We start from the raw sequence: 18,467 nt of genomic DNA, 5'->3' as shown, positions 1-18,467 counted from the left end.
GAGAGATGAGACTCGTGCGAATCGACAGCATCACGATTCTGGGCGGGTGCACCAAGGTCGGCGAGAAAGAGCCGGTCGAACGAGTGACCCTCAATATGGGTGACGTGGTGAGCATCGTCGGGCCGACCGGATGCGGCAAGACCACGCTGATCAACGATATTGAGCTGTTCGCCAACCGCAACACCCCGTCCCGGCGAAGCGTCCTGATCAACGGATCGCTGCCGCCGGAGGAGATCGCCTGGGACCCCTCCAAGAACCCGATCGCGTTGATCTCCCAGCACACCAACTTCCTCTCCGACCTTCCGGTCGACAGGTTCCTCAGGACCCACGCCGCCATCCGGGGTGTGGAGCATCCGGAGGCCGTGGTACAAGAGACGGTCGATTTCGCCAACCAGCTCACCGGGGAACCGTTGATCCTCAGCAACCCGATGACCGAGCTGTCCGGCGGCCAGACCCGGGCCCTGCTGATCGCAGACGCGGTCATCATCGGCAACGCTCCGATCATCCTGCTGGACGAAATCGAGAACGCCGGCATTCACCGCACCAAGGCCCTGGAGCTGCTGCGGGCCTACCGCAAGGTCTTCATCTTCGTCACCCACGACCCGCGGATCGCCTTGCTCTCCGACTACCGCATCGTGATGCGTCAGGGCGGCATGCGCAAGGTCATCCTTACCGCCGAAGAAGAGCGTCTGGTCGCTGAGGAAATCAAGACCCTGGACGATCTGCTCCTCTACCTGCGTCACAAGATCCGCGAAGGCGAGCAACTGACCGCTAGCGTTGTCGGCGAGAGGCTGCAGGCCATGGGCTACCGGCCAGCCGCATGAATCCTGCTACAACAAGGAGTCAAACCAGCATGAGAGCAGTCATCTGCGCCGGTCCACCGACGAGCGGCAAGACTACGATTCTCAAGCAAGTCGTTCGCCGGTTGATCGGGAACGGTCGGCGCCCGGCCTACTTGAAGATCGACGTGCAATACGCCGACGAGGACACTCTGTTCGGCGAGGAGTTCGGTATTCCGGTTAAGAAAGTCTACTCGGGCGAGCTGTGCCCGGACCACTGCAACGTCATGGTTCTGGGTGAGGCCATCGAATGGGCCGAGGAGGAGGTGGCGGATTTCCTGCTTGTCGAGACGGCTGGGTTGTGCCTGCGATGCTCCCCGTACATTGAGGGCTCGCTGGGTCTGGTGGTGCTGGAGGCGACCAGTGGCATGAATCTGCCGCGCAAGATCGGTCCCATGCTGTCGCTGGCGGATGTGGCCATCGTGACCAAGATTGACCTGATCTCGCAGGCTGAGCGCGAGGTGTTTCGGGCTCGCATTCTCGAGGCGGTGCCCGGCGTGCGGATCATCGAGACCGACGCGCTCTACGGCATTGGTGTGGACCCGCTGGTTCGTCAACTGGAACAGAGCCCGGAGGTGAACTACCCGCTTTACCTGCGCGGCAATCCGCCGGTGGGCACCTGCACCATTTGCGTCGGCAAGAAGGAGATCGGCTGGAAGCAGCATTTCGGTGTCGTTCGGCCGCTGAATACGGATATCTTCTACCGCGGCGAGTGAAGGGTGATGCCGCCGTCGGCGATTTCGGAAGTCAGAAGTGAGAAGGAAGAGGTGAGCCATGTCGAGTGTTACGCCCGAACTGCAGTCCATCCTGAGCGATCTGCCTGGCTTGGATTGCGGGCTATGCGGCCGGCGGTCCTGTGCGGAGTTCGCCAAGGCCGTGCTAGAGCGGCCCGGCGAGATCAAGCGCTGCGCCCACAAGAATGGAGCGGGCTGCGTCGCACGTCCGGCAGCCAAGTTCGCCGCGCCCGTTGCCTGCGCTGCGCCCGCCGTCAAGGCCTCGGCGTGCGCGGAAAGCTGCGCCGCCTACGAAATGGGCGACGCGCACGAAGGTGTGGCCCACAAGGACTCGCTTGGCCGCGATTTCGATTTCGTGCTCGACACCTTCCCGAACGAGCCCGGCCCGCGCGAGACCATGCTGCCGCACAATCCCCTCATCACCCGCGAGATGAACATCACCCGCGGGGACCTCGTCATCGGCCGGCCGCTGGGCATGTCCTGCGGATGCCCGATCACCCACTGCGGCGTGGTCATGAACGTCGAGCCGCGGACCGGCGTGATTGTCTGGTGTGTGACCGGCCCGCTGAGCCCACGTGCCGGCGCTCACAAGGACATCGGCTACTACTCGGCCGAGGCCTACGAAGGGCTGGTCAAGGATACCCGCGCGGAGTTGAAGATCGGGATGCGCTACTGGTTCATGCCTCGGCGGTGTATGCTTCAGTGGCGGCACAGCGGATTGGTCAACTTCATCAGCAAGGGCAAGCACGGTGTACAGGTTCGGATCGAGGGCCTGTACATCGGATAGGTCGCCGAGCTGCGGAAGTGAGAAATGCGCGGTGAGAAGTGAGGCGGCCCGAATGGGCGGGCAGCCGCCGCGGTCCTGCATGTCCTCGCCCCTTCCGTTCGCCGACAATGACAAACAAAGACGGGGAGAAGAAGGCCGGAGGGGCGTCCTTTTCTCCGTCTTATTGTTGGATCGTTGTTCAACTCCTTCGCTGTACACGCAGACGGCGAAGGACACTCGAATCACTTTCTGGCTGGTCCCTTGTTGAACAAGACGTACGTTCCGGTTTTGCCGGCCACGGCGATATCGAGTCTGCCGTCTCGGTTCAGATCGACCGCTCGAATCTGCATGCCCGTGCCAACCTTGTCGTTGAAGGTGATAGCGTCACGTTCAAACGCCTTCTTGGCCGGGTCCCACAGGTAGCGTACCACGCAGATGGGGTCGGCCGAGCCGGGATCGGCGCCCTTGTGCCCGCGCCAGCGTTTGCCGGTGACGACCTCGTTCCTGCCATCGCCGTCCAGATCAGCCCAGATCAGGCAATGATACTGGGAGATGCTCTGGTCGATGTCGTGACGGGTCCAGGTGATCTCGCCGTCCTTGGCCGGTCCCTGCTCGAGCCAGAACAGACCGTAGTCGTGGGCGTGCCCGATGACGATGTCGTTCTTGCCGTCGTTGTTCACATCGACGATCAGCCCTGGCAGCGACGTGTGGGTGAGTTCCAGGCCAGGGTGGAACTTCCACTTGGTAGTCCAGGGACCCTCGGCCGGCTGTTCGAACCAACCCTTGGGCACGACGATGTCCGGCCGCCTGTCGCCGTTGACGTCGCCCACCACGATGCCGTGCCCATGGCCCTTGTCGCCGACATCGATCCGCATGAACCTGGGCATCTGCCCGCCTTTGCCCGGGGTGATGCGAACGACGGTCATCGGCTTGTTCTCGTCCCAGCTGTTGACCACGATCTCGGGGGCCTTGTCGCCGTCGAGGTCTACAAGCAGCGTGCCCTCGCAGGCGTTCTGGCCGTCAACGACCAGATGCTCGGCCCACGCTTTGCCTGCGTCGAAACCCTTTGGGCCCGGGTTCTCGTACCAGAAGAGCTTGTCCGAGAACCATGAGCCGGAGATGACATCGAGGAATCCGTCGCCATTGAGGTCGAACAGGTGCTCGCTGTTGCTGGTCATGAATTCCTCGTTGTCGATTTGCAGCTCGCGCAGAGGACGGGCCTTGAAGCTGGGGCCCTCGTACCAGCTGGTGCCCGAACTGATGTCCAACGTGCCGTCGTTGTTGATGTCACCGACGGCGATGCCCTCGTTGAGGTCGTCCTTCAGCTGCTTCTTCTCCCAGTTCAGCTTTGGCGGCTTGGGGATGTCCTTGCCTCGGGGAGCATCTGCCGCCGGGGCGGCCAGCGATCCGATCCAAAAGGCGACCGGAATGGCCACCACCCACAACCATGGTCTGTTGCTCGGCATGTTCAGCTTCTCCTGTCTGTTGAATACCCTGTGATTCAGCCTTGCCCAGCCGTTCAGTTCACCTCGAGATCGTCCTTGCCCGGCAGCTTGGGGAATGGAGCGTGCGGCTCGGTCTGATACCAGAAGGACACGGACGCGATGTCGTCCTTCAGCGGCAGGTAGCGCCCCGCCGAACGCCAGCCCAGGGCCTGCATGGTCACCTTCAGGTCGGTTTCGAAACGGATCGGATCCATGATATGCCAGCGGTATAGCCCGAAGCGGGTGTTGGCTTTGTAGACGCCATCCGGCCGGATGACCTGGGGCATGCCCGCAAAGGGGGTGGTGTACTCGCGGTACTCCTCCTTGCCGGTCATCGGGTTCTTGACCAGGAAGCAGTAAGAGCCGCAGAAGTAGTCCTCAGTGCCGGTCCCGCAGATGGTCGGAAACTCCTTGTCGCCGTCCAGGTAGAACTTGATCTCGCCCTCGCCCCACCAGCCGTTGCTGTTCGCCTGCCAGGCCATGTAGGTGCCGACATAGTGGCCCTTGCCCTTGATGCCGTCCACCAGGGAGTAGACATCCTTGTAGGCCAGCGGATTGGCGCGGCGGAACTGGGCGTGGAACTGAGCCTCGTCCGCCGGCACATCGGTCAGGGTGTAGTTGATCTGGTAGTAGAGGGTCTCATCCTTCTCGCCGATGTTCTCGACGGTCATCTTGCAGGATTTGCGGAAGGGCATGACCCAGTAGCAGTTGAAGGCACTGCCCGGATTCACGCACACCGGCAACGAGGTGACCTGGGCATACTCGTTCCACCCGCAGGCGAAGAAGTCGCCGATCGGCACCTCGACCGAGGGCTCCGCCTCGCCGTCCCACCAGATCCGCAGGATCAGGTAGCGCCAGTGGCCCGTGGGTGTGAACCAGATCTGCTGAATCGCACCCGGACCCTGGATCTCGGCCAAAGTGAAGGTCTTCTTGGCCTTGATGCCCACGGATGGGGACACCTTCCAGCCCTGTCCCAGGTCGCGAGACGCGTTCTTGCCGGTGCCCTCGGTGGCCATTCCACCTTTTCCCTTCTCGCCGTTGAAGTTCTCGGCGGAGATAGACCGAGTCTTGGCATTCGACAATCTGGATAGATTTCCCATATTCATGTGGAGGCCATTGAATTCGGCACTCTGGGCAAATAATGCGGTCGTGAGCAGGCCGATGACCAAGGCCGTCGTTGCCGTGCAGGTCACAAGCTTCATGAGAGCTCCTTTCTCGTGAATGGGGCCAAGCCGAAACGATGCGGGCGGACTGGGCCCGCAAGAATGACCATGGTAGCGGCTGGAGCGGTGACAGGGAAGGTCGGGTGGGGCCAAGGTGGGTAGAGCCTGTCGGCGTCGCTTGACAGTCGGCGGCTTCTAGGGTAATCACCCCGTTTCCGGCGAGATCACCCCTGGGTTGTGCTCGCCGGCGTGGACGGATTCGGGCGGTCCTTGTGGCCGTGGGTGTGGGGCAATGGAGGCCCTCAAACCACGAAAGGGGTGTCCCGTGAACTGGCATCGTCTGCTGCTTTCCATCGTCCTGGTCGGTGGCTGCGTCTGGTGCGTTGGTCAGGTCCGGCAGGCCCACAGCAAAGAAGCGACAAGCTCTCGTGATAGTCTATCGGCCGAGGCCGCTGCTGCCGGGGAGGACCGCGGGATGCTCGCGGCCCGTGTGAGCGCGGATCTGGTCGCCCGGCAGACGATGCATGCGCATCGCCGTAGCGATGAATCGTCGCCAGGTGGACCGCGGCCGTTGAGAGAACTTTATACTTCTATAGCAGCCCGGGCACCCAGAGGTACAGGAACTGCGGAGTGGTGCGCGGCCAGGTCTCGGGCAAGTCCACGTTGATCAGGTTCACCTGCGGGCCACTTCCGGGTTCAGCCGCGTAGAGATTCGGTTTCCAGCCCAGGGGCCGGTCGTAGGTTACGACCTGGACGCGGCTGAGCCCGAGCTGCTTCTTGAGGACTCCGACCGTGCCGCGCAGATCGTCGATCCGGTCGACGAAGCCGAGGTCCAGAGCCTGCCCCGCCGAGTAAACCCGGCCGTCGGCCACTTCCCGAATCCTGGCCTTGGTCAGTTTGGGCCGGCCGGTGGCGACGACGTCCACGAACCGATCGTAGAACTGGTCGACCATCTTCTTGAATACTTCGCGCTCCTCGGCTTTCATCTTCCGCAACGGCGAGCCGGCGTCCTTCATCTTTCCGGAAGTGATGGCGTCGGCGCTGACCCCGATCTTGTTCATTGTGTCGCTGAAATTGACCATCTGCATGATCACGCCGATGCTGCCGGTGACGGTGGTCGGGTGAGCAACGATCTCGTCGGCCGAGCAGGCGATGTAGTAACCTCCGCTGGCAGCCACGTCCATGAGCACGGCTACAACTGGCCGCGTGCCGTTGGTAGCCTGCTTGAAGTGTCTGACCTCGTTGTACATCAGGTCGCTGGCGGTTACGGTGCCGCCCGGCGAATTGATGCGCAGAATGACGGCCTTGACCATGGAATCACTCGCCGCCTTGTCCAGTTTCTCGGTCAGCAGCGACACGGGATGCTCACCCTCGCCGAACAGGTGTGGCTTGCGGGCGTCCATGATGATGCCCTCGACGTCGATCAGGGCGATCTTGGACAGGGCCAGGCCCTTGTCCTTGAGAACGACCGATTCCTCGAGTGCCTGATCGGCCGGGACTGGGGTGATCTTGTAGGCCATGGGCCCACAACCCGCGACGACGACCAGCACGGCGATCAGGGCGACGGGTGGAGCGACACGCGACATTGGTTTCGAGTGAGGCACGGATTATACTCCGACATAGAGACTCGGGTTGGATGGCTTTTCCACGCCGGGGCATTGTATCGATGCGGTGATGGCGAGGCCAGCGGTACGCGAGGCTGGCGACGGCCGCAGAAGCTGAGCGGCGGGTGTTGTCTTGCATCTGAGCGACGACGAGTTTGAGGCGGTGGTTGATGAGGCCATTCAGGCGATTCCTGAGGGGTTCCATTCCTATCTGCAGGATATCGCGATCGACATCGAGGACATGCCCAGCCCGGAGGTTTGCAGGGACATCAAGGCCCGCGACCCGCGCGGCATTCTCGGCCTGTACCATGGCACGCCTCTGACCGAGCGGCACGTAGATCAGACCTACCGCTATCCCGAGCGGATCGTTATCTACCAGAGCAACATCGAACGGATGTGCCGCACCAGGCGGCAGATGATCGAGCAGATCAAGACCACCGTCCTGCACGAGGTCGGCCACCACTTCGGCCTCAGCGAGCGCCAGCTTCGCGAACTGGGCTACGGGTGATCGCGCTCACACCGCGGCCGCCGCCCGAGTCTCTCGGACCGCGGTCCACCAGCGGTGCGCCGCCAGGGTCATCACTCCCGCAGTCATGCTCAGCACGATGATGTCGGCGATGACCAACGGCGCGGAGCCGGGCCACTTGGGGAGGTAATCCACTGCCAGAAGCCGGATCAGCATGGTCACCGAAGTCACCATCATGAACGCGGTTGGCAGCAGCGTGAACCAGGCCGACCGGCCGCGGCTGATCAGCCAGCAGGTGGCGATCAAGAGCGCCAGGGCGGCCAAGAGCTGATTGGCCGAGCCGAAGATGCTCCACAGGGCCTTGTAGCCGTTACCCCAGCCCAGCATCAGCATGAAGAAGACCGCCAGGCCGGAGTTGACCCAGTAGTGGCGAAGGAAGGACAGACCCGCTCGAGTGAGACCGCGTGTGGCGATGACCGGCTGCCGGGGTACCATGGTGCTTACCGGCGGGGCGTTCAGCGTCAGGCCACCCGTCCCGGCCAGTTCATCTGTGCCCGTCTTGGCCCTGGTTTCGAGTTCCACGGGGCGGGTCTGATCGACGTCAGCGAAGACGTCGTAGCGTCGGAAAAGGGTAGCCCAACCTTCCTCGATCATGTAGCGGGTCAACCTGATGGCCGTATCCAGTGTCGTCACCAGGAAGCCCTCGAGCAGAAGCATGGCCCCGAGGGCCCCAGCGGAAACCGGCAAGCCGAGCCCGACGTTGGCGGTGTGGCCGACGGCCATGGCGAATGTCAGCACCGCGTTGCCTTTGCCGGATGCAGGATAGCAGTCGGCGAGGTAGTGACTCATCGAAGCACCGACCAACAGGCAGCACACCACGCAGATCGCCAGGAGGCTTTCCAGGAGCATAGCGTAGTAACCCACTCGCCGAGCCGCGATCTCGTTGGTGAGCTGCTTGCAGGTGGTTCCCCCGGCGCAGAGGCTGTGAAATCCGCTCACGGCTCCGCAGGCAATGGTGATGAACAGCACCGGCCAGCCGGGTCCGAGCTTTGCCGAGGCATCAGACCAATTCAGCATGGGAATGGCAGTCGCCGCGTCCGCGGCCTCTCCGCCTCCGCCCCGGATCGCGGCGGCGATGACCGCGACGACCACGAAGATGATGCCGACGTAGAGGATGTGCACATTGATGAAGTCGCGGCTCTGCAGGAAGAACCACACCGGCACGCCGGCGGCTACCAGGACATAGGCGCTGATCAGCACTTTCCACGTCTCGGGGTTCACCTGCATCGGCAGTATGAGCCCCACCAGGATCGAGACCGTGCAGATGATCAGTGCCAGCAGAGAACAGACCCATACCGGAGTCTGGCGCCTGATGTACAGGTAGCCGATGAAAGGCGAGAAAAGGGTGATCACCACCACCGAGGTCGAGGCGATTCCGCCGATGACCGCCATATCACCTTCGAGGCGGAACATGCTCTGCTCAGGAGTGAGCTCGAGGCGGGTCAGTGACACGGTGGAGGTCAGGGCGGTGGCCGAGAGATCCAGAAACGCGGCGCAGATCAGAGCAAGCAGGGCCACAAGGAGAACCAGGAGCATGAGGAAGGCCCCGGCCCCCACGTACCGGCTGGCGACCACGGTGATGTTCTTGCCTCCTTCGCGCATGGCCATGTGGGTAACCACGTAGTCGTGGGTCGCCCCCAGGAACACTCCCCCGAGCAGAATCCAGGCGACGGCAGGCAGCCAGCCGTAATAGAGGGCTAGAACCGGGCCGATGATCGGACCGGCGCCGGCGATAGATGCGAAATGGTGGGCGAAAACCACCGGCGTGCGGGTTGGCACGTAGTCCCGACCGTCGTTCACCGCCACGGCCGGCGTCATGCGGTCGCGGCGTTCACCAATGATCCGGCCGATCAGGGGAGCATAGCCAAAAGCGCCGAGAGCCAGCATCGCGAGAGAAACGAGAATCAGACCAAGAACGATCATGACATGCCTCCACCGGTTCGGGGCGTCCAGGGGTGTTGCCCGCGGGCATTATACACCGAATTCCTTGATGGAGGTACGGGGGGGCGGTCTGGAGTCGGTGCCTGACCGGGACGGGCGGGATGATTCCGGACGAAGTAGGATAGCGCGATGGGCGGGCACCAGCGGTGAAGGTTCTCGTGCCGCCGAAATCCGGCTATCATGAGCCGCGTATGGCTGCCGACACCCCCAGCAACTCACTGGCCCGGGATGAGGTCTACTGCCGGAACATGGCGGCCCTGTTCCGCTGTGACAATCGCCTGGCCCAGCGGATCGACGAGTATGAGCCGGACGGTTCGATCGCGGTCGAGGCGGCCAGGACCGGCGTACCCACGGCCTCGGTCTTGCCGCCGGGCTCCGATCGACCGGTGTCGCTGCACAGCAAGGTAGATCCGCTGGCCGAAGCCGCACGGTTCGCCGGCAGCGTGGAGGTGGGCGAGGACTTCTGCTACGTGGTCAGCGGCTTCGGGCTGGGCCACCACCTCAAAGCCTTGGCTGCTAGGCTGAAGGGCGACGCCTTCCTGGTGGTGACCGAGCCGAACCTGGGCATGCTCAAGGCGGCGCTCGAGACGGTGGACGTGGCCGATCTGTTTGCCAGAGACCGCTGCATCATTCTCACCACCGAAGACAAGGGCGAGATGCAGAGCCGGCTGGAGCCCCACAGCACGCTGATGATGATGGGGGCCAAGTTCGTCAGCCATCCGCCGTCGGAGCGCGTGGCCGGCCCGTTCCACGCCGCTCTCCGCAAGATGATCGCGGACTTCATGACCTACTGCCGCATGAGTCTGGTGACGCTGGTGACCAACTCGCGTATCACCTGTCGCAACATCACCAACAATCTGCCGATCTATCTTTCGACGCCGCCCATAGATCCGCTGCGAGACCGATTCAAGGGATACCCGGGCATCGTGGTTTCCGCCGGCCCGTCGCTGCGGAAGAACATCGACCAGTTGGCGGACTTGCAGAGCCGGGCGGTCCTGGTGGCGGTGCAGACGACGTTCAAGACGCTGTTGGATCGCGGGATCCGACCGCACTTCGTCACCGCGCTGGACTATCACGAGATGTCCAAGCGGTTCTTCGAGGGCATCGGGGAGGTGAGTCAGACTCATCTGGTGATTGAGCCGAAGGTGACCTGGCACGTGCCCGATCACTATCCCGGGCCGATTTCGGTATTGAGCAACAGCTTCGCCCGGCTGTGCGTCGGCGACCGTTTGGCCGCCCGTGACGGGCTCAAGGCCGGTGCGACCGTCGCTCACCTGGCGTTCTACCTGGCGCTGTACATGGGTTGCGATCCAATCATTCTGGTGGGTCAGGATCTGGCCTACACCAATCATGTGTACTACTCACCAGGCGTGGCCATCCATGGCTTGTGGCGTCCTCAGCTCAACCGGTTCTCAACCATCGAGATGATGGAATGGGAGCGGATTGTGCGCACCCGGCACATCCTGATGAAGGTCAAGGATGTCCAGGGTCGCGCCGTTTACACCGACGAACAGTTGTTCACCTACCTGCAGCAGTTCGAAGGCGACTTCAGCACCGTGCCCGGCCGGGTGATCGATGCGACCGAGGGCGGTGTCCGCAAGGCGGGGACGCGGGTCATGAGTCTGGCGGAGGCCGCCGGTCAGTACTGCACCCGGCCGATTCCCGGCGAGCTGCTGGCCTATCGTGAGAAGACCCGGTGGCACGACCCGTCACGATTGGAGGCGGGGCGAAGGGAGCTTGGCCGACGGATCGAAGAGGTGGACGAGATGGTGGTCGACTGCAAGGAGATGGTCGCCCTGCTCAAGGAACTGGAGACGCTGCTGAATGATCCCCCGGCGTTCAATCGCAGGATTGCGGCGGTGGATGCCCTGCGGGTCAGGATCGACGGGCACGACCATGCCTACCAGATGATCAGTGCGGTCTCGCAGCATGCCGAGCTGCAACGGTTCAGCGCCGACCGGCGGCTGAAGCTGACTGAGACGGAGGGAATCGAATTGGCCAGGGCCCAGCTAGCCCGCGATCTGCGATTTGTGGAAGGCGTGATCGAGGGGGCAGAGGCGCTGAAGGAGATTCTCAGCGAGGGCATTGCGCGATTTGACCGGGCGATGGCACAGAGAATGTGCTGAGCTGAAAGTGCTGCGTGCTGAGTGAAGATCATTGCCGCGATTACTGCTGATTTGGAGCGCACTTTTTCGGGGAGGCGCTCGCGGCTTACTGACCAGTTGCTGGGCGAGACGGTGCTCCGCCGAACGGTGAAGCGTGTGCTGGCCGCCAAGCGATTGGCGAGCGTTCACCTGCTGGTGGACAAGTTGCAGGAGGAGCGAGCCAGGCAGGCGGTCGCGGGGCTGGGGGTGAGAATCGAGACCCACCAGGCGGGCGGCGTGCCGTGGGAGAGCTACGTTGCCAGTGCCCGCAAGTGGTCGTTGGACGCGTGGCGCGGGGGGTTGGCCGGAACCTGCGTGTTCGACGAGTCGGTTCATCCCTGGCTGCTGGAAGCCCTGGCCAGGCGGGAACAGGCCGAGGGCGTGGTCGACGTTCCCGCCGCGGCGGTGCTGCTCGACCCGGTTCTGCTGGACGCGATGGTCGAGCATTACGAGAAGGTGTATGCCGAAGTGCGCATGACCTTCACACAGGCGGCGCCGGGGCTCTCGGCCGCGATCTACGCTCCGGCCTTGCTGGCCGATCTGATGAAGGCGAATCAGCCGCCTGGGCGGATGATGGCCTACCAGCCGGCATTGCCGCAGCGGGACCTGATCATGCTGCCGTGTTTTTACCCTCCCGAAGTGGAGGTGCGGCGCGCCTGCGGGCGGTGCGTGGCGGACACGGATGCGGCCATGGAGCGAATCACCGCGATCCTGGCGCGGGCCGGCGGGAGCGCGGATGACCCGTTCACCCCCGACGTGCTCACGGTATCGCGGTTCCTGCTTGAGCGGTGGGGTGTGCGCGCGGACCCGCTGCCGGGGGAAGTCGAGATCGAATTGACCACGGAGGATCCGCTTGCAGCCACGACGATTCGGCCGCGTGGCGAGATCGTAGGTCGGCGCGGACCGATGGCCGATTCGGTTTTCGACCGGCTGATCGAGGAACTGGCCCGGCGTGACGATGTCCGCGTGGTCTTGGGTGGGTTTGGCGATCCATTGCATCATCCGAACTGGCAGCGGTGCGTGCGGAAGTGCCTCCAGGTTGGAGTCTTCGGGCTGGCCGTGCGCACGACGGCCGCCCGGCTCGACGATGCCGCGATTCAGACGCTGGTGGAGGCTCGTGTTGATGTGCTCAATGTGCTCATTGACGCCGCCGCGCGGGAGAAATACCTGAGGGTGCACAACGTCGATCTCTATGAGCAGGTCGTGGCCAATATCGAGCGGTTACTGGCGGTCCAGACGGAGCGCCAGCAGCCCCAGCCGATCGTGGTCTGCGAACTGACCAAGACCACGACGACGATGGAGGAGATGGAGTCGTTCTATGATTGCTGGGTCAGCCGGGTTGGCACGGCGGTCATCAGCGGGCCGAGCAGCTATGCCGGGCAGTGGCCCGACCTTTCTGTCATGGACATGGCTCCGCCGAAGCGAGTCGCCTGCGAACGGCTCTTCTCCAGAGCGATGGTCCTGGCCGATGGGCGGATGCCGGTCTGTGACCAGGATTTCAAGGGGCTGCATACGGTTGGGTCCGTGACTGAGAGCTCGTTTGCGGCCCTCTGGAGTGACCAGTGGATGGCCGAGATTCGCGAGCGACACGCAGCTGGCCGGTTCCACGCGATGTCCCTCTGTCCGGGGTGTCGGGAATGGCACCGGCCTTGATGGCTTGCCTGGAGCCGCAGGTGCCGTCGGCTCAGCGCCTGCCGCTGACCCGCGAGCATGGAGACGACCGATGGATGACCGGCAGATCGACGGGGCGTTCGATTTTGAGGCCATGGCCCAGGTGACGACCGTCGAGGCTGACCGCTACTGTGAGGGGTGTGGCTACAACCTTCGCACCCAGATCGTCCGCCGAGATTCGCGGACGCAGGTGTTGCTCTGCCGGTGCCCGGAGTGCGGGCGGTATCATCCAGTCAGCGATTCGGTATCGGTCGGCCGTGTCTGGCTCAGCCGTGTCTCGACGCTGGCGTTGGCCCTGTGGATCACGGTGCTGATTTCCATCTTCTCCGGTTGGGCGTTCGGTCTGTTCGGCATCAGTGTGGTTACACTCGAGGAACTGGGACGACCATGGTGGATGGGCGGTTCTCAGTCTTCGAACATCGGACTCTATGCCTACGCGCATACACGTCAGTACTGGGAGTGGGTGGCTCCGATGGCAACCGCGTCGGTGGGCTTGGCCTTGGTTGGGGGGATCATCCTGGTCATCGTGTTTCCGCACTGGCGGAGGAGTTGGTACACCTTGACAGCCGTGGTTGTTCCGCTGCTGGTCGGCGCGGCGGTTTGGGCCATGGTGGCGAGCGATCAGCCGCGGCCGGGGTGGAACAGACCCGCGATGAGCACCTGGGCGAATCCGTATGTCTACGGGCAGATGCTGCTCCAGATGCTCGGAAGCCTGATCGGCGTGGGGCTGGGTCGCCAGCTGGCCCGGCTGACCATTCGCATTCTCCTTCCGCCGCGTTTGCGGCCGCCGCTGGCGTTCCTTTGGGTGGCGGATGGACTGCCGCCGCCGTCGAGCAAGTAGCTGGCTCGGTCCGGTTGCTCACGACCCCTGGGCGGCGCGGACCGCGTCGGTCAGGACGATGCGCTCGGCGTTCTTGCCGTAGATTTTCTCCAGCACTTCCTTGGGCAGGAAGACACCGTAGATCATCCAGAAACCCTGACGGTGATGGCCGCCGGCGCTGTCGAAGTACTCGTCATCGGTTTCCAGGAATCGGAAGTACATCCGGTAGGCGTCGCGGTCGGGAAAGGTATCGGTCCCGAACATGATCCGGTCCTGATACTTGATGAGGAAGCGGCGGGCGGAGTAGGGCTGGCGGCCGAGCTCGTTAATCCGGGCGTCGATGTCCACGTAAAAGTTGGGGTACTTGTCGAGCCAGGAGGCAACCGTGGCCAGGTCTTCCGGGTTGTTGCCGCAGTGAGCTCCGATGAAGGTTGTCTTCGGGTGTTTGGCGATCGCCCGGTTGCGCTGGGCGAGCAGCTCGTCCCTTCGCGGGAATTTGGGGTTGGCGAAGAGCCAGCCGGGGTGCTCGTTGAGCTCGTGCCAGCGCTCGCTGAACCGGTCGAGGGGTGTAAAGAAGGCGGCTGGGTCACTGGTGTGGATCATGACGGGCCGGCCGTACCTGGCGCACGTTTCCCAGACGGGATCGAGTTTCGGGTCATCGATAGGCATGAGCCGGCCGTCCTTGTAGCGGACGGTCAGGCCGAGGCTCTTGTGGAACTTGAGGCCCTTGGCGCCGGCTTTGAAATCCGCTTCCAGTTGACGTGCGGTCCGCTCGGACCAATCGGCATCATCTATGCCCTTGAAGTCGATCAGTGCGTAGGTCAGGAACCGCCCCGGGTAGGCTTTGTCCAGCCTTTCAAGACGGGCTTTGAGCTCATCTCCCCACAAGCCGTCCAGGTTGACGACGGTCCTGATGTTGGCGGCGTCCATCTCTTCGATGATGGCCGCGGCCTTCCTGCCGTCGCCGAGGTGGTTGTGCACGTCGATGACCGGAAAGGCGGCCTTTGGCACTTCGGTGACCTTGGTCCTGAGCATTGACCGGGGCTGCCAATCCTTGAGCTTGAGCTCGCGAATATCGCCGTTGTCGGTGGATGGTTGGGCGACCGTTGGTTGAGCCTGGAGGGCGACAGGCAGCATGGTTAACAGGGCGGCGTATTTCCACAGACGTTTGATGCAGGACATGGATAGACCTCCTAGGGTATACAGCATTGCCTGTCACTCATACTTGGAATGGCCGGTGCGTGCAAGCGGGGGCGACGCGCATGCCAGCCGACCTGGTTGCGGTTTCACCGGCGTCGAGACCGGCGATTCATGGGGGTGGCAATGGAGGTTCCGTCGAGGGGCTCGGCTGGACGGGCTCGAGGGCTGGCGGCGTAGCGGGTGCGGACGGCTTGATTTCGGGTTCCGCCTGTTCGGCTGGGGGCAGGGGGTCGCCCGGGGCCTCACTTGGCGTATCCGGAGTCGGTCGCGCGGGCCTCGGTGGAGTGGCACCTGGAGGTGAGGCTCTCCTGGTTCTCCTGGCGGCCTGCGCAGGAGGATCGGGAGGCGGGCGGCGGACGATGATCGGGGCAACCACATCACAGATCACGGCGCGGCTGATGCTGCCGGCATGCTGAAGCTTGACCGGGCCGACGAGTGGTTGGGGTTGCCAGGGGACGTTGTGTACCTTGCGGTAGAGATTCACCGTTTCCCTGGAGGCGTTTCGAGGCAGCCTGGCCCCGTAGACGCCCGCGGGGAGGACCTTGTCGGAGCTGCGGTCCACGGTGCCGATCATGGGGACGACTTCGCGGAGAACGGGATCGTCGGGCGACCAGAGGAAGTAGATACCGCCCCTCACGTGGGTCAGGGCCCAGCTCAGATCGTAGTTGGCCGACAGGCTTGAATCGAGCATGACGACGTTGTCGACCTTGTAGTTGGGTCGCAGGGCCTCGAGGGCGAAGATGGCGATGCCGGAGCCGGCGCTCAGGCCGATGAGGTTCACTTGCCCGTCGGGATAGCGGTTGAGGAAGCCCTCAATCCTGCGGGCCAGCTCCGTCGCCTTGCCGCGGTTGTGCGTCACGTTGACCTGGTCCACGAGGGGGCCCAGGTAGGTAGTCCAGATGAAGTGCTCGACGAATCCTTCATATCCGCCGTCGGCCAGGCCGAGCGGCACGGTCTCCTTGCCGAAGCCGTAGTTGCCGGCGCCGTCGAGGAAGTAGGTGCGCTGGTCCGGTCGGGTAGCGTTGGGTTCGACGAAATTCGGCCGGTTACCGATGATGCAACCGGAAAGTCCGCCACCCAGAGACAGGATACCGAGGTACTTGATGATGTCGGACGGTCTGTTCATGTGTGGTCTACGATACTGGCGGTGTCACACGACGGGAAGCTCGGCTGTCGACGGATCACGGGCGGGCGGCACATCGGTGCCATCCGGCCGGCCGGCCTCGGGCCATACCCTGGTCTCGTGTTCCGGACGCGGGGTGCGGACCGGCTCGGTCTGGGGGGCGATGTGATACGGTTCACGCCTGAGCATGGACGTACGATAGTCGAACGTGGCCACAAAGGCAAACCGGGAAGGAAGGGGCTCAACACCGGAAGCGGAGCATCTGATCAGGATTGGGGTGAGTGAGGAGCGAGGGCGGGGTGATGATGAGAGGCGGCCGCCGCCGGGCGCTCGGGGTGGTGCGCTCAAGAGCCCAGAACCTCCGGAAAGTTCGGCTCGGAGGTGACGGCGACTGAATCGAAGGGGCAACGACATTATAGAGGTATAAGGTGCTCATGTCCAACGGCCCGGCCGACGTGCGTAGGGACAGCTTTGATTTGCGGAGCGTGGGCGCGGATGGACAGGGCGAGACCCCTGACGACATCTCGAACTTCAAGAGAGAGTGGCGAGATGGCACGATCCGCGCCGCTCTGTCCCGAGAGCGCCCCGCGCGCGGTTCCGTGTTGCCCGCAGAGCCCGTCTCCTTGTGGTGGTCCCTGCTACTCCCGGCACTCAGGCTCCGCCAGAATGGCCGGGCCGCTGAAGCACCGCTGGAAGACCCCAAAATCATCCAGGTCCACATCGCCGTCGTGGTCGTAATCGAAGCTGCCGTGAATGCCGAGGTCGGTCGAGACGCTGTACTCCGTTTGGTTGCGGAGCGCGGAGTTGCAGTTGAGAACGGACGCATCGGTGACCACGAGCCGGAGGGTGTAGGCGCACGGCCGCAGGCCCCCGGTGCGCCATGTGCCCAGCAGCCCATCGATGACCGGAGCATGCCCGCTTGCGATCGTGACCCAGCCATGGGCGTCACCGCCCGTGTAGGAAAGTATCCAGCCGGCTAGGTGAGCGTCGGAGGCCGTTCCGTAAACGGGGACATTTCCGCTGACCGCGCTGCAGGCGATCGGCGAACTGATGTAGGCGATCGGTGGGGTGTTGTCGACGGCGATCGTGATCACGGCGGACTGTTTCGTGTTGCCACAGTTGTCGGTGCCGACCAGGCGGACTTGGTAATTGCCGTCCGGGGTGCCCGCGCTCGTGTTCCACGTGCCCAGCGGGTCGGTGATGATCCAAGGCGGGTAGAGCACGTCGAACGGCTCGGCGGGAGAGCCGGCGACCGCCGCCCGATGCTCGAGCGTGAAGCTGCCGCCGCAGTGGTCCCAGGCGGTCCCATCGGCGCACACGGTGCCTCCGAGAATGTCGCCGGTGGTCGGGCTGCGCAGCTCGAGCGTGTTGAACGCCTTGTCCAGCCAGATGTCTGTCGTCCAGACCGTCTCGAGCTCGCAGCCATTGGTGACGGTGAGCCGCAGCGTGCAGTATCCGTCCCCGGCCGTGGTACTCCAGGTGGCCAACGCACCATTGACAACCTCGCTCGTGCTCTGGGCGATCATGATCCAGGACCCTGCCCCAAGGACCTTACGTTCGAGTTTCCAGTTCAAGATGGGGCCGTCCGGATCATACGCGGAGCCGAAGATGGTCGTGCCATCGCACACGCAGCTCAAAGACGTGGGCGAAGTGATCTCAGCCACGGGAGGCGTGGTGTCGAGATCGAAGCTCAGGTCGTCGAGTAACTCAAACCGGGCGGCGCAGCCGCCGGCCGCACCGGCTTCAATCTCGATGCGACGGAAGCCGGTCTCACGCTGGACCCGGACGAAAACATTGCAGCGTTCAGTGACGGTACCGTTCACGGGGACATTGGTTGTTCCTCTCAGGACGTGAGAAGAGTCGTACCAGCGGACCTGAACCGTGTCATCGGCCGCACACCCGAGCCGGACTCCGATGGTGAAAGTCACTTCAGTCTGATCCTTGTCGAAATCCAGACGCAGGTACTCATCGCTGAATTCGTTTTGGGCGTCGCCCTTGGCGCTGAGACACTGCGTTTCTGAACTGGTGCCTCCCTTGGGATCGTAGATGATCGGGTTCGACCACGCTCCCCCCGACCATCGACCGCTGAAGGTGACCCCGGTGTACTGGGTGCTGACGGACGTGCCCACACGCAACTCTTCGAAGGTGATGGTGGTGCAGGTGGCCCACACCGGCTGAGCCAGGGCGGCGACGGCCAGTGTGGCAAATACGGCTCTTCCAAGGGCAATGGCGTGCATGAATCTTCCTCCTCATGTGATCGGATCTCGGGTCGATACGTGGCCCTCCGGTCATTCAACACCGGGGCGCGGAACAAGGGGTGTGCAGGCGCCGCCGCGCCGGGGACCAGTGGGGAGTGCTGGTCGTCTTCAGATTCTGGAGACCGCCTCCGACGGAACCGGGCTCACGCGAAGAGGTCGGCGGCAAGGACCGGGAGTCCGCTTCTTCCCATGTC

The 18,467-nt window shown here is 63.4% G+C and carries 14 protein-coding genes; 7 read left to right on the top strand and 7 right to left on the bottom strand.

Annotated features, from left to right (window positions below; translation table 11 throughout):
* Nucleotides 1–5: 5 nt before the first annotated feature.
* From KA354_09160 to KA354_09150, 3 genes are read left to right on the top strand one after another with little or no spacing between them, the layout of a single operon-like run.
* Nucleotides 6–824 (top strand): ATP-binding cassette domain-containing protein, encoded by an 819-nt coding sequence (locus KA354_09160; GenBank protein MBP7934801.1) that lies wholly within the window; start codon nucleotides 6–8, stop codon nucleotides 822–824.
* A gap of 29 nt (nucleotides 825–853) precedes the next feature.
* Complete coding sequence (locus KA354_09155) at nucleotides 854–1,555, top strand: cobalamin biosynthesis protein (GenBank protein ID MBP7934800.1); 702 nt, start codon at nucleotides 854–856, stop codon at nucleotides 1,553–1,555.
* 58 nt (nucleotides 1,556–1,613) lie between these two features.
* Complete coding sequence (locus KA354_09150; GenBank protein MBP7934799.1) at nucleotides 1,614–2,360, top strand: Fe-S cluster protein; 747 nt, start codon at nucleotides 1,614–1,616, stop codon at nucleotides 2,358–2,360.
* A gap of 221 nt (nucleotides 2,361–2,581) precedes the next feature.
* On the opposite strand, the gene KA354_09145 is transcribed toward KA354_09150, so the two are convergent.
* The 3 genes from KA354_09145 to sppA all read right to left on the bottom strand — a co-directional run bounded on the left by KA354_09145 (nucleotide 2,582) and on the right by sppA (nucleotide 6,590).
* Nucleotides 2,582–3,805: a VCBS repeat-containing protein gene (locus KA354_09145; protein MBP7934798.1), complete on the bottom strand. Its 1,224-nt coding sequence runs from the start codon at nucleotides 3,803–3,805 to the stop codon at nucleotides 2,582–2,584.
* A gap of 53 nt (nucleotides 3,806–3,858) precedes the next feature.
* Nucleotides 3,859–4,929: a DUF2961 domain-containing protein gene (locus KA354_09140; GenBank protein MBP7934797.1), complete on the bottom strand. Its 1,071-nt coding sequence runs from the start codon at nucleotides 4,927–4,929 to the stop codon at nucleotides 3,859–3,861.
* 647 nt (nucleotides 4,930–5,576) lie between these two features.
* Nucleotides 5,577–6,590 carry a signal peptide peptidase SppA gene (gene sppA / locus KA354_09135; GenBank protein MBP7934796.1) on the bottom strand — a complete coding sequence of 338 codons (1,014 nt, stop codon included), beginning with the start codon at nucleotides 6,588–6,590 and terminating at the stop codon, nucleotides 5,577–5,579.
* A 133-nt stretch (nucleotides 6,591–6,723) separates the two neighbouring features.
* Here sppA and KA354_09130 point away from each other — a divergent pair, with 133 nt between their 5' ends.
* Nucleotides 6,724–7,098 carry a metallopeptidase family protein gene (locus tag KA354_09130; GenBank protein ID MBP7934795.1) on the top strand — a complete coding sequence of 125 codons (375 nt, stop codon included), beginning with the start codon at nucleotides 6,724–6,726 and terminating at the stop codon, nucleotides 7,096–7,098.
* Nucleotides 7,099–7,104: 6 nt separating this feature from the next.
* On the opposite strand, the gene KA354_09125 is transcribed toward KA354_09130, so the two are convergent.
* Nucleotides 7,105–9,039, bottom strand: coding sequence for a hypothetical protein (locus KA354_09125; protein MBP7934794.1), 1,935 nt, complete (start codon nucleotides 9,037–9,039; stop codon nucleotides 7,105–7,107).
* Between the two features lie 209 nt (nucleotides 9,040–9,248).
* Between KA354_09125 and KA354_09120 the strand changes: the two genes are divergently transcribed.
* The 3 genes from KA354_09120 (at nucleotide 9,249) to KA354_09110 (ending at nucleotide 13,713) form a co-directional block, all read left to right on the top strand.
* Complete coding sequence (locus KA354_09120) at nucleotides 9,249–11,183, top strand: motility associated factor glycosyltransferase family protein (protein MBP7934793.1); 1,935 nt, start codon at nucleotides 9,249–9,251, stop codon at nucleotides 11,181–11,183.
* Between the two features lie 21 nt (nucleotides 11,184–11,204).
* The gene (locus KA354_09115; GenBank protein ID MBP7934792.1) at nucleotides 11,205–12,854 is read left to right on the top strand and encodes a radical SAM protein; all 1,650 of its coding nucleotides are present in this window, start codon (nucleotides 11,205–11,207) and stop codon (nucleotides 12,852–12,854) included.
* 70 nt (nucleotides 12,855–12,924) lie between these two features.
* Nucleotides 12,925–13,713 carry a hypothetical protein gene (locus KA354_09110; protein ID MBP7934791.1) on the top strand — a complete coding sequence of 263 codons (789 nt, stop codon included), beginning with the start codon at nucleotides 12,925–12,927 and terminating at the stop codon, nucleotides 13,711–13,713.
* A gap of 18 nt (nucleotides 13,714–13,731) precedes the next feature.
* Here the strand turns inward: KA354_09110 and KA354_09105 are convergent, their stop codons facing one another.
* The 3 genes from KA354_09105 to KA354_09095 all read right to left on the bottom strand — a co-directional run bounded on the left by KA354_09105 (nucleotide 13,732) and on the right by KA354_09095 (nucleotide 18,252).
* A complete protein-coding gene (locus KA354_09105; GenBank protein MBP7934790.1) occupies nucleotides 13,732–14,901 on the bottom strand; it encodes an amidohydrolase in 1,170 nt (389 codons plus the stop codon).
* A 100-nt stretch (nucleotides 14,902–15,001) separates the two neighbouring features.
* Nucleotides 15,002–16,018, bottom strand: coding sequence for a hypothetical protein (locus KA354_09100; protein ID MBP7934789.1), 1,017 nt, complete (start codon nucleotides 16,016–16,018; stop codon nucleotides 15,002–15,004).
* A 635-nt stretch (nucleotides 16,019–16,653) separates the two neighbouring features.
* Nucleotides 16,654–18,252, bottom strand: a complete 1,599-nt coding sequence (locus KA354_09095) for a hypothetical protein (GenBank protein ID MBP7934788.1) — start codon at nucleotides 18,250–18,252, stop codon at nucleotides 16,654–16,656.
* Between the last annotated feature and the right edge of the window lie 215 nt (nucleotides 18,253–18,467).

It is taken from the genome of Phycisphaerae bacterium (genome assembly GCA_018003015.1).
GTDB lineage: Bacteria > Planctomycetota > Phycisphaerae > UBA1845 > PWPN01 > JAGNEZ01.
This window is presented reverse-complemented; position numbering and strand designations above follow the sequence as displayed.

Coding starts and splice junctions, on each gene's coding strand:
- KA354_09120 (MBP7934793.1), top strand. CDS start 9,249: ATGGCTGCCGACACCCCCAGCAACTCACTGGCCCGGGATGAGGTCTAC.
- KA354_09160 (MBP7934801.1), top strand. CDS start 6: ATGAGACTCGTGCGAATCGACAGCATCACGATTCTGGGCGGGTGCACC.
- KA354_09125 (MBP7934794.1), bottom strand. CDS start 9,039: ATGATCGTTCTTGGTCTGATTCTCGTTTCTCTCGCGATGCTGGCTCTC.
- KA354_09150 (MBP7934799.1), top strand. CDS start 1,614: ATGTCGAGTGTTACGCCCGAACTGCAGTCCATCCTGAGCGATCTGCCT.
- KA354_09145 (MBP7934798.1), bottom strand. CDS start 3,805: ATGCCGAGCAACAGACCATGGTTGTGGGTGGTGGCCATTCCGGTCGCC.
- KA354_09110 (MBP7934791.1), top strand. CDS start 12,925: ATGGATGACCGGCAGATCGACGGGGCGTTCGATTTTGAGGCCATGGCC.
- KA354_09155 (MBP7934800.1), top strand. CDS start 854: ATGAGAGCAGTCATCTGCGCCGGTCCACCGACGAGCGGCAAGACTACG.
- KA354_09105 (MBP7934790.1), bottom strand. CDS start 14,901: ATGCTGTATACCCTAGGAGGTCTATCCATGTCCTGCATCAAACGTCTG.
- KA354_09100 (MBP7934789.1), bottom strand. CDS start 16,018: ATGAACAGACCGTCCGACATCATCAAGTACCTCGGTATCCTGTCTCTG.
- KA354_09095 (MBP7934788.1), bottom strand. CDS start 18,252: ATGCACGCCATTGCCCTTGGAAGAGCCGTATTTGCCACACTGGCCGTC.
- KA354_09140 (MBP7934797.1), bottom strand. CDS start 4,929: ATGAATATGGGAAATCTATCCAGATTGTCGAATGCCAAGACTCGGTCT.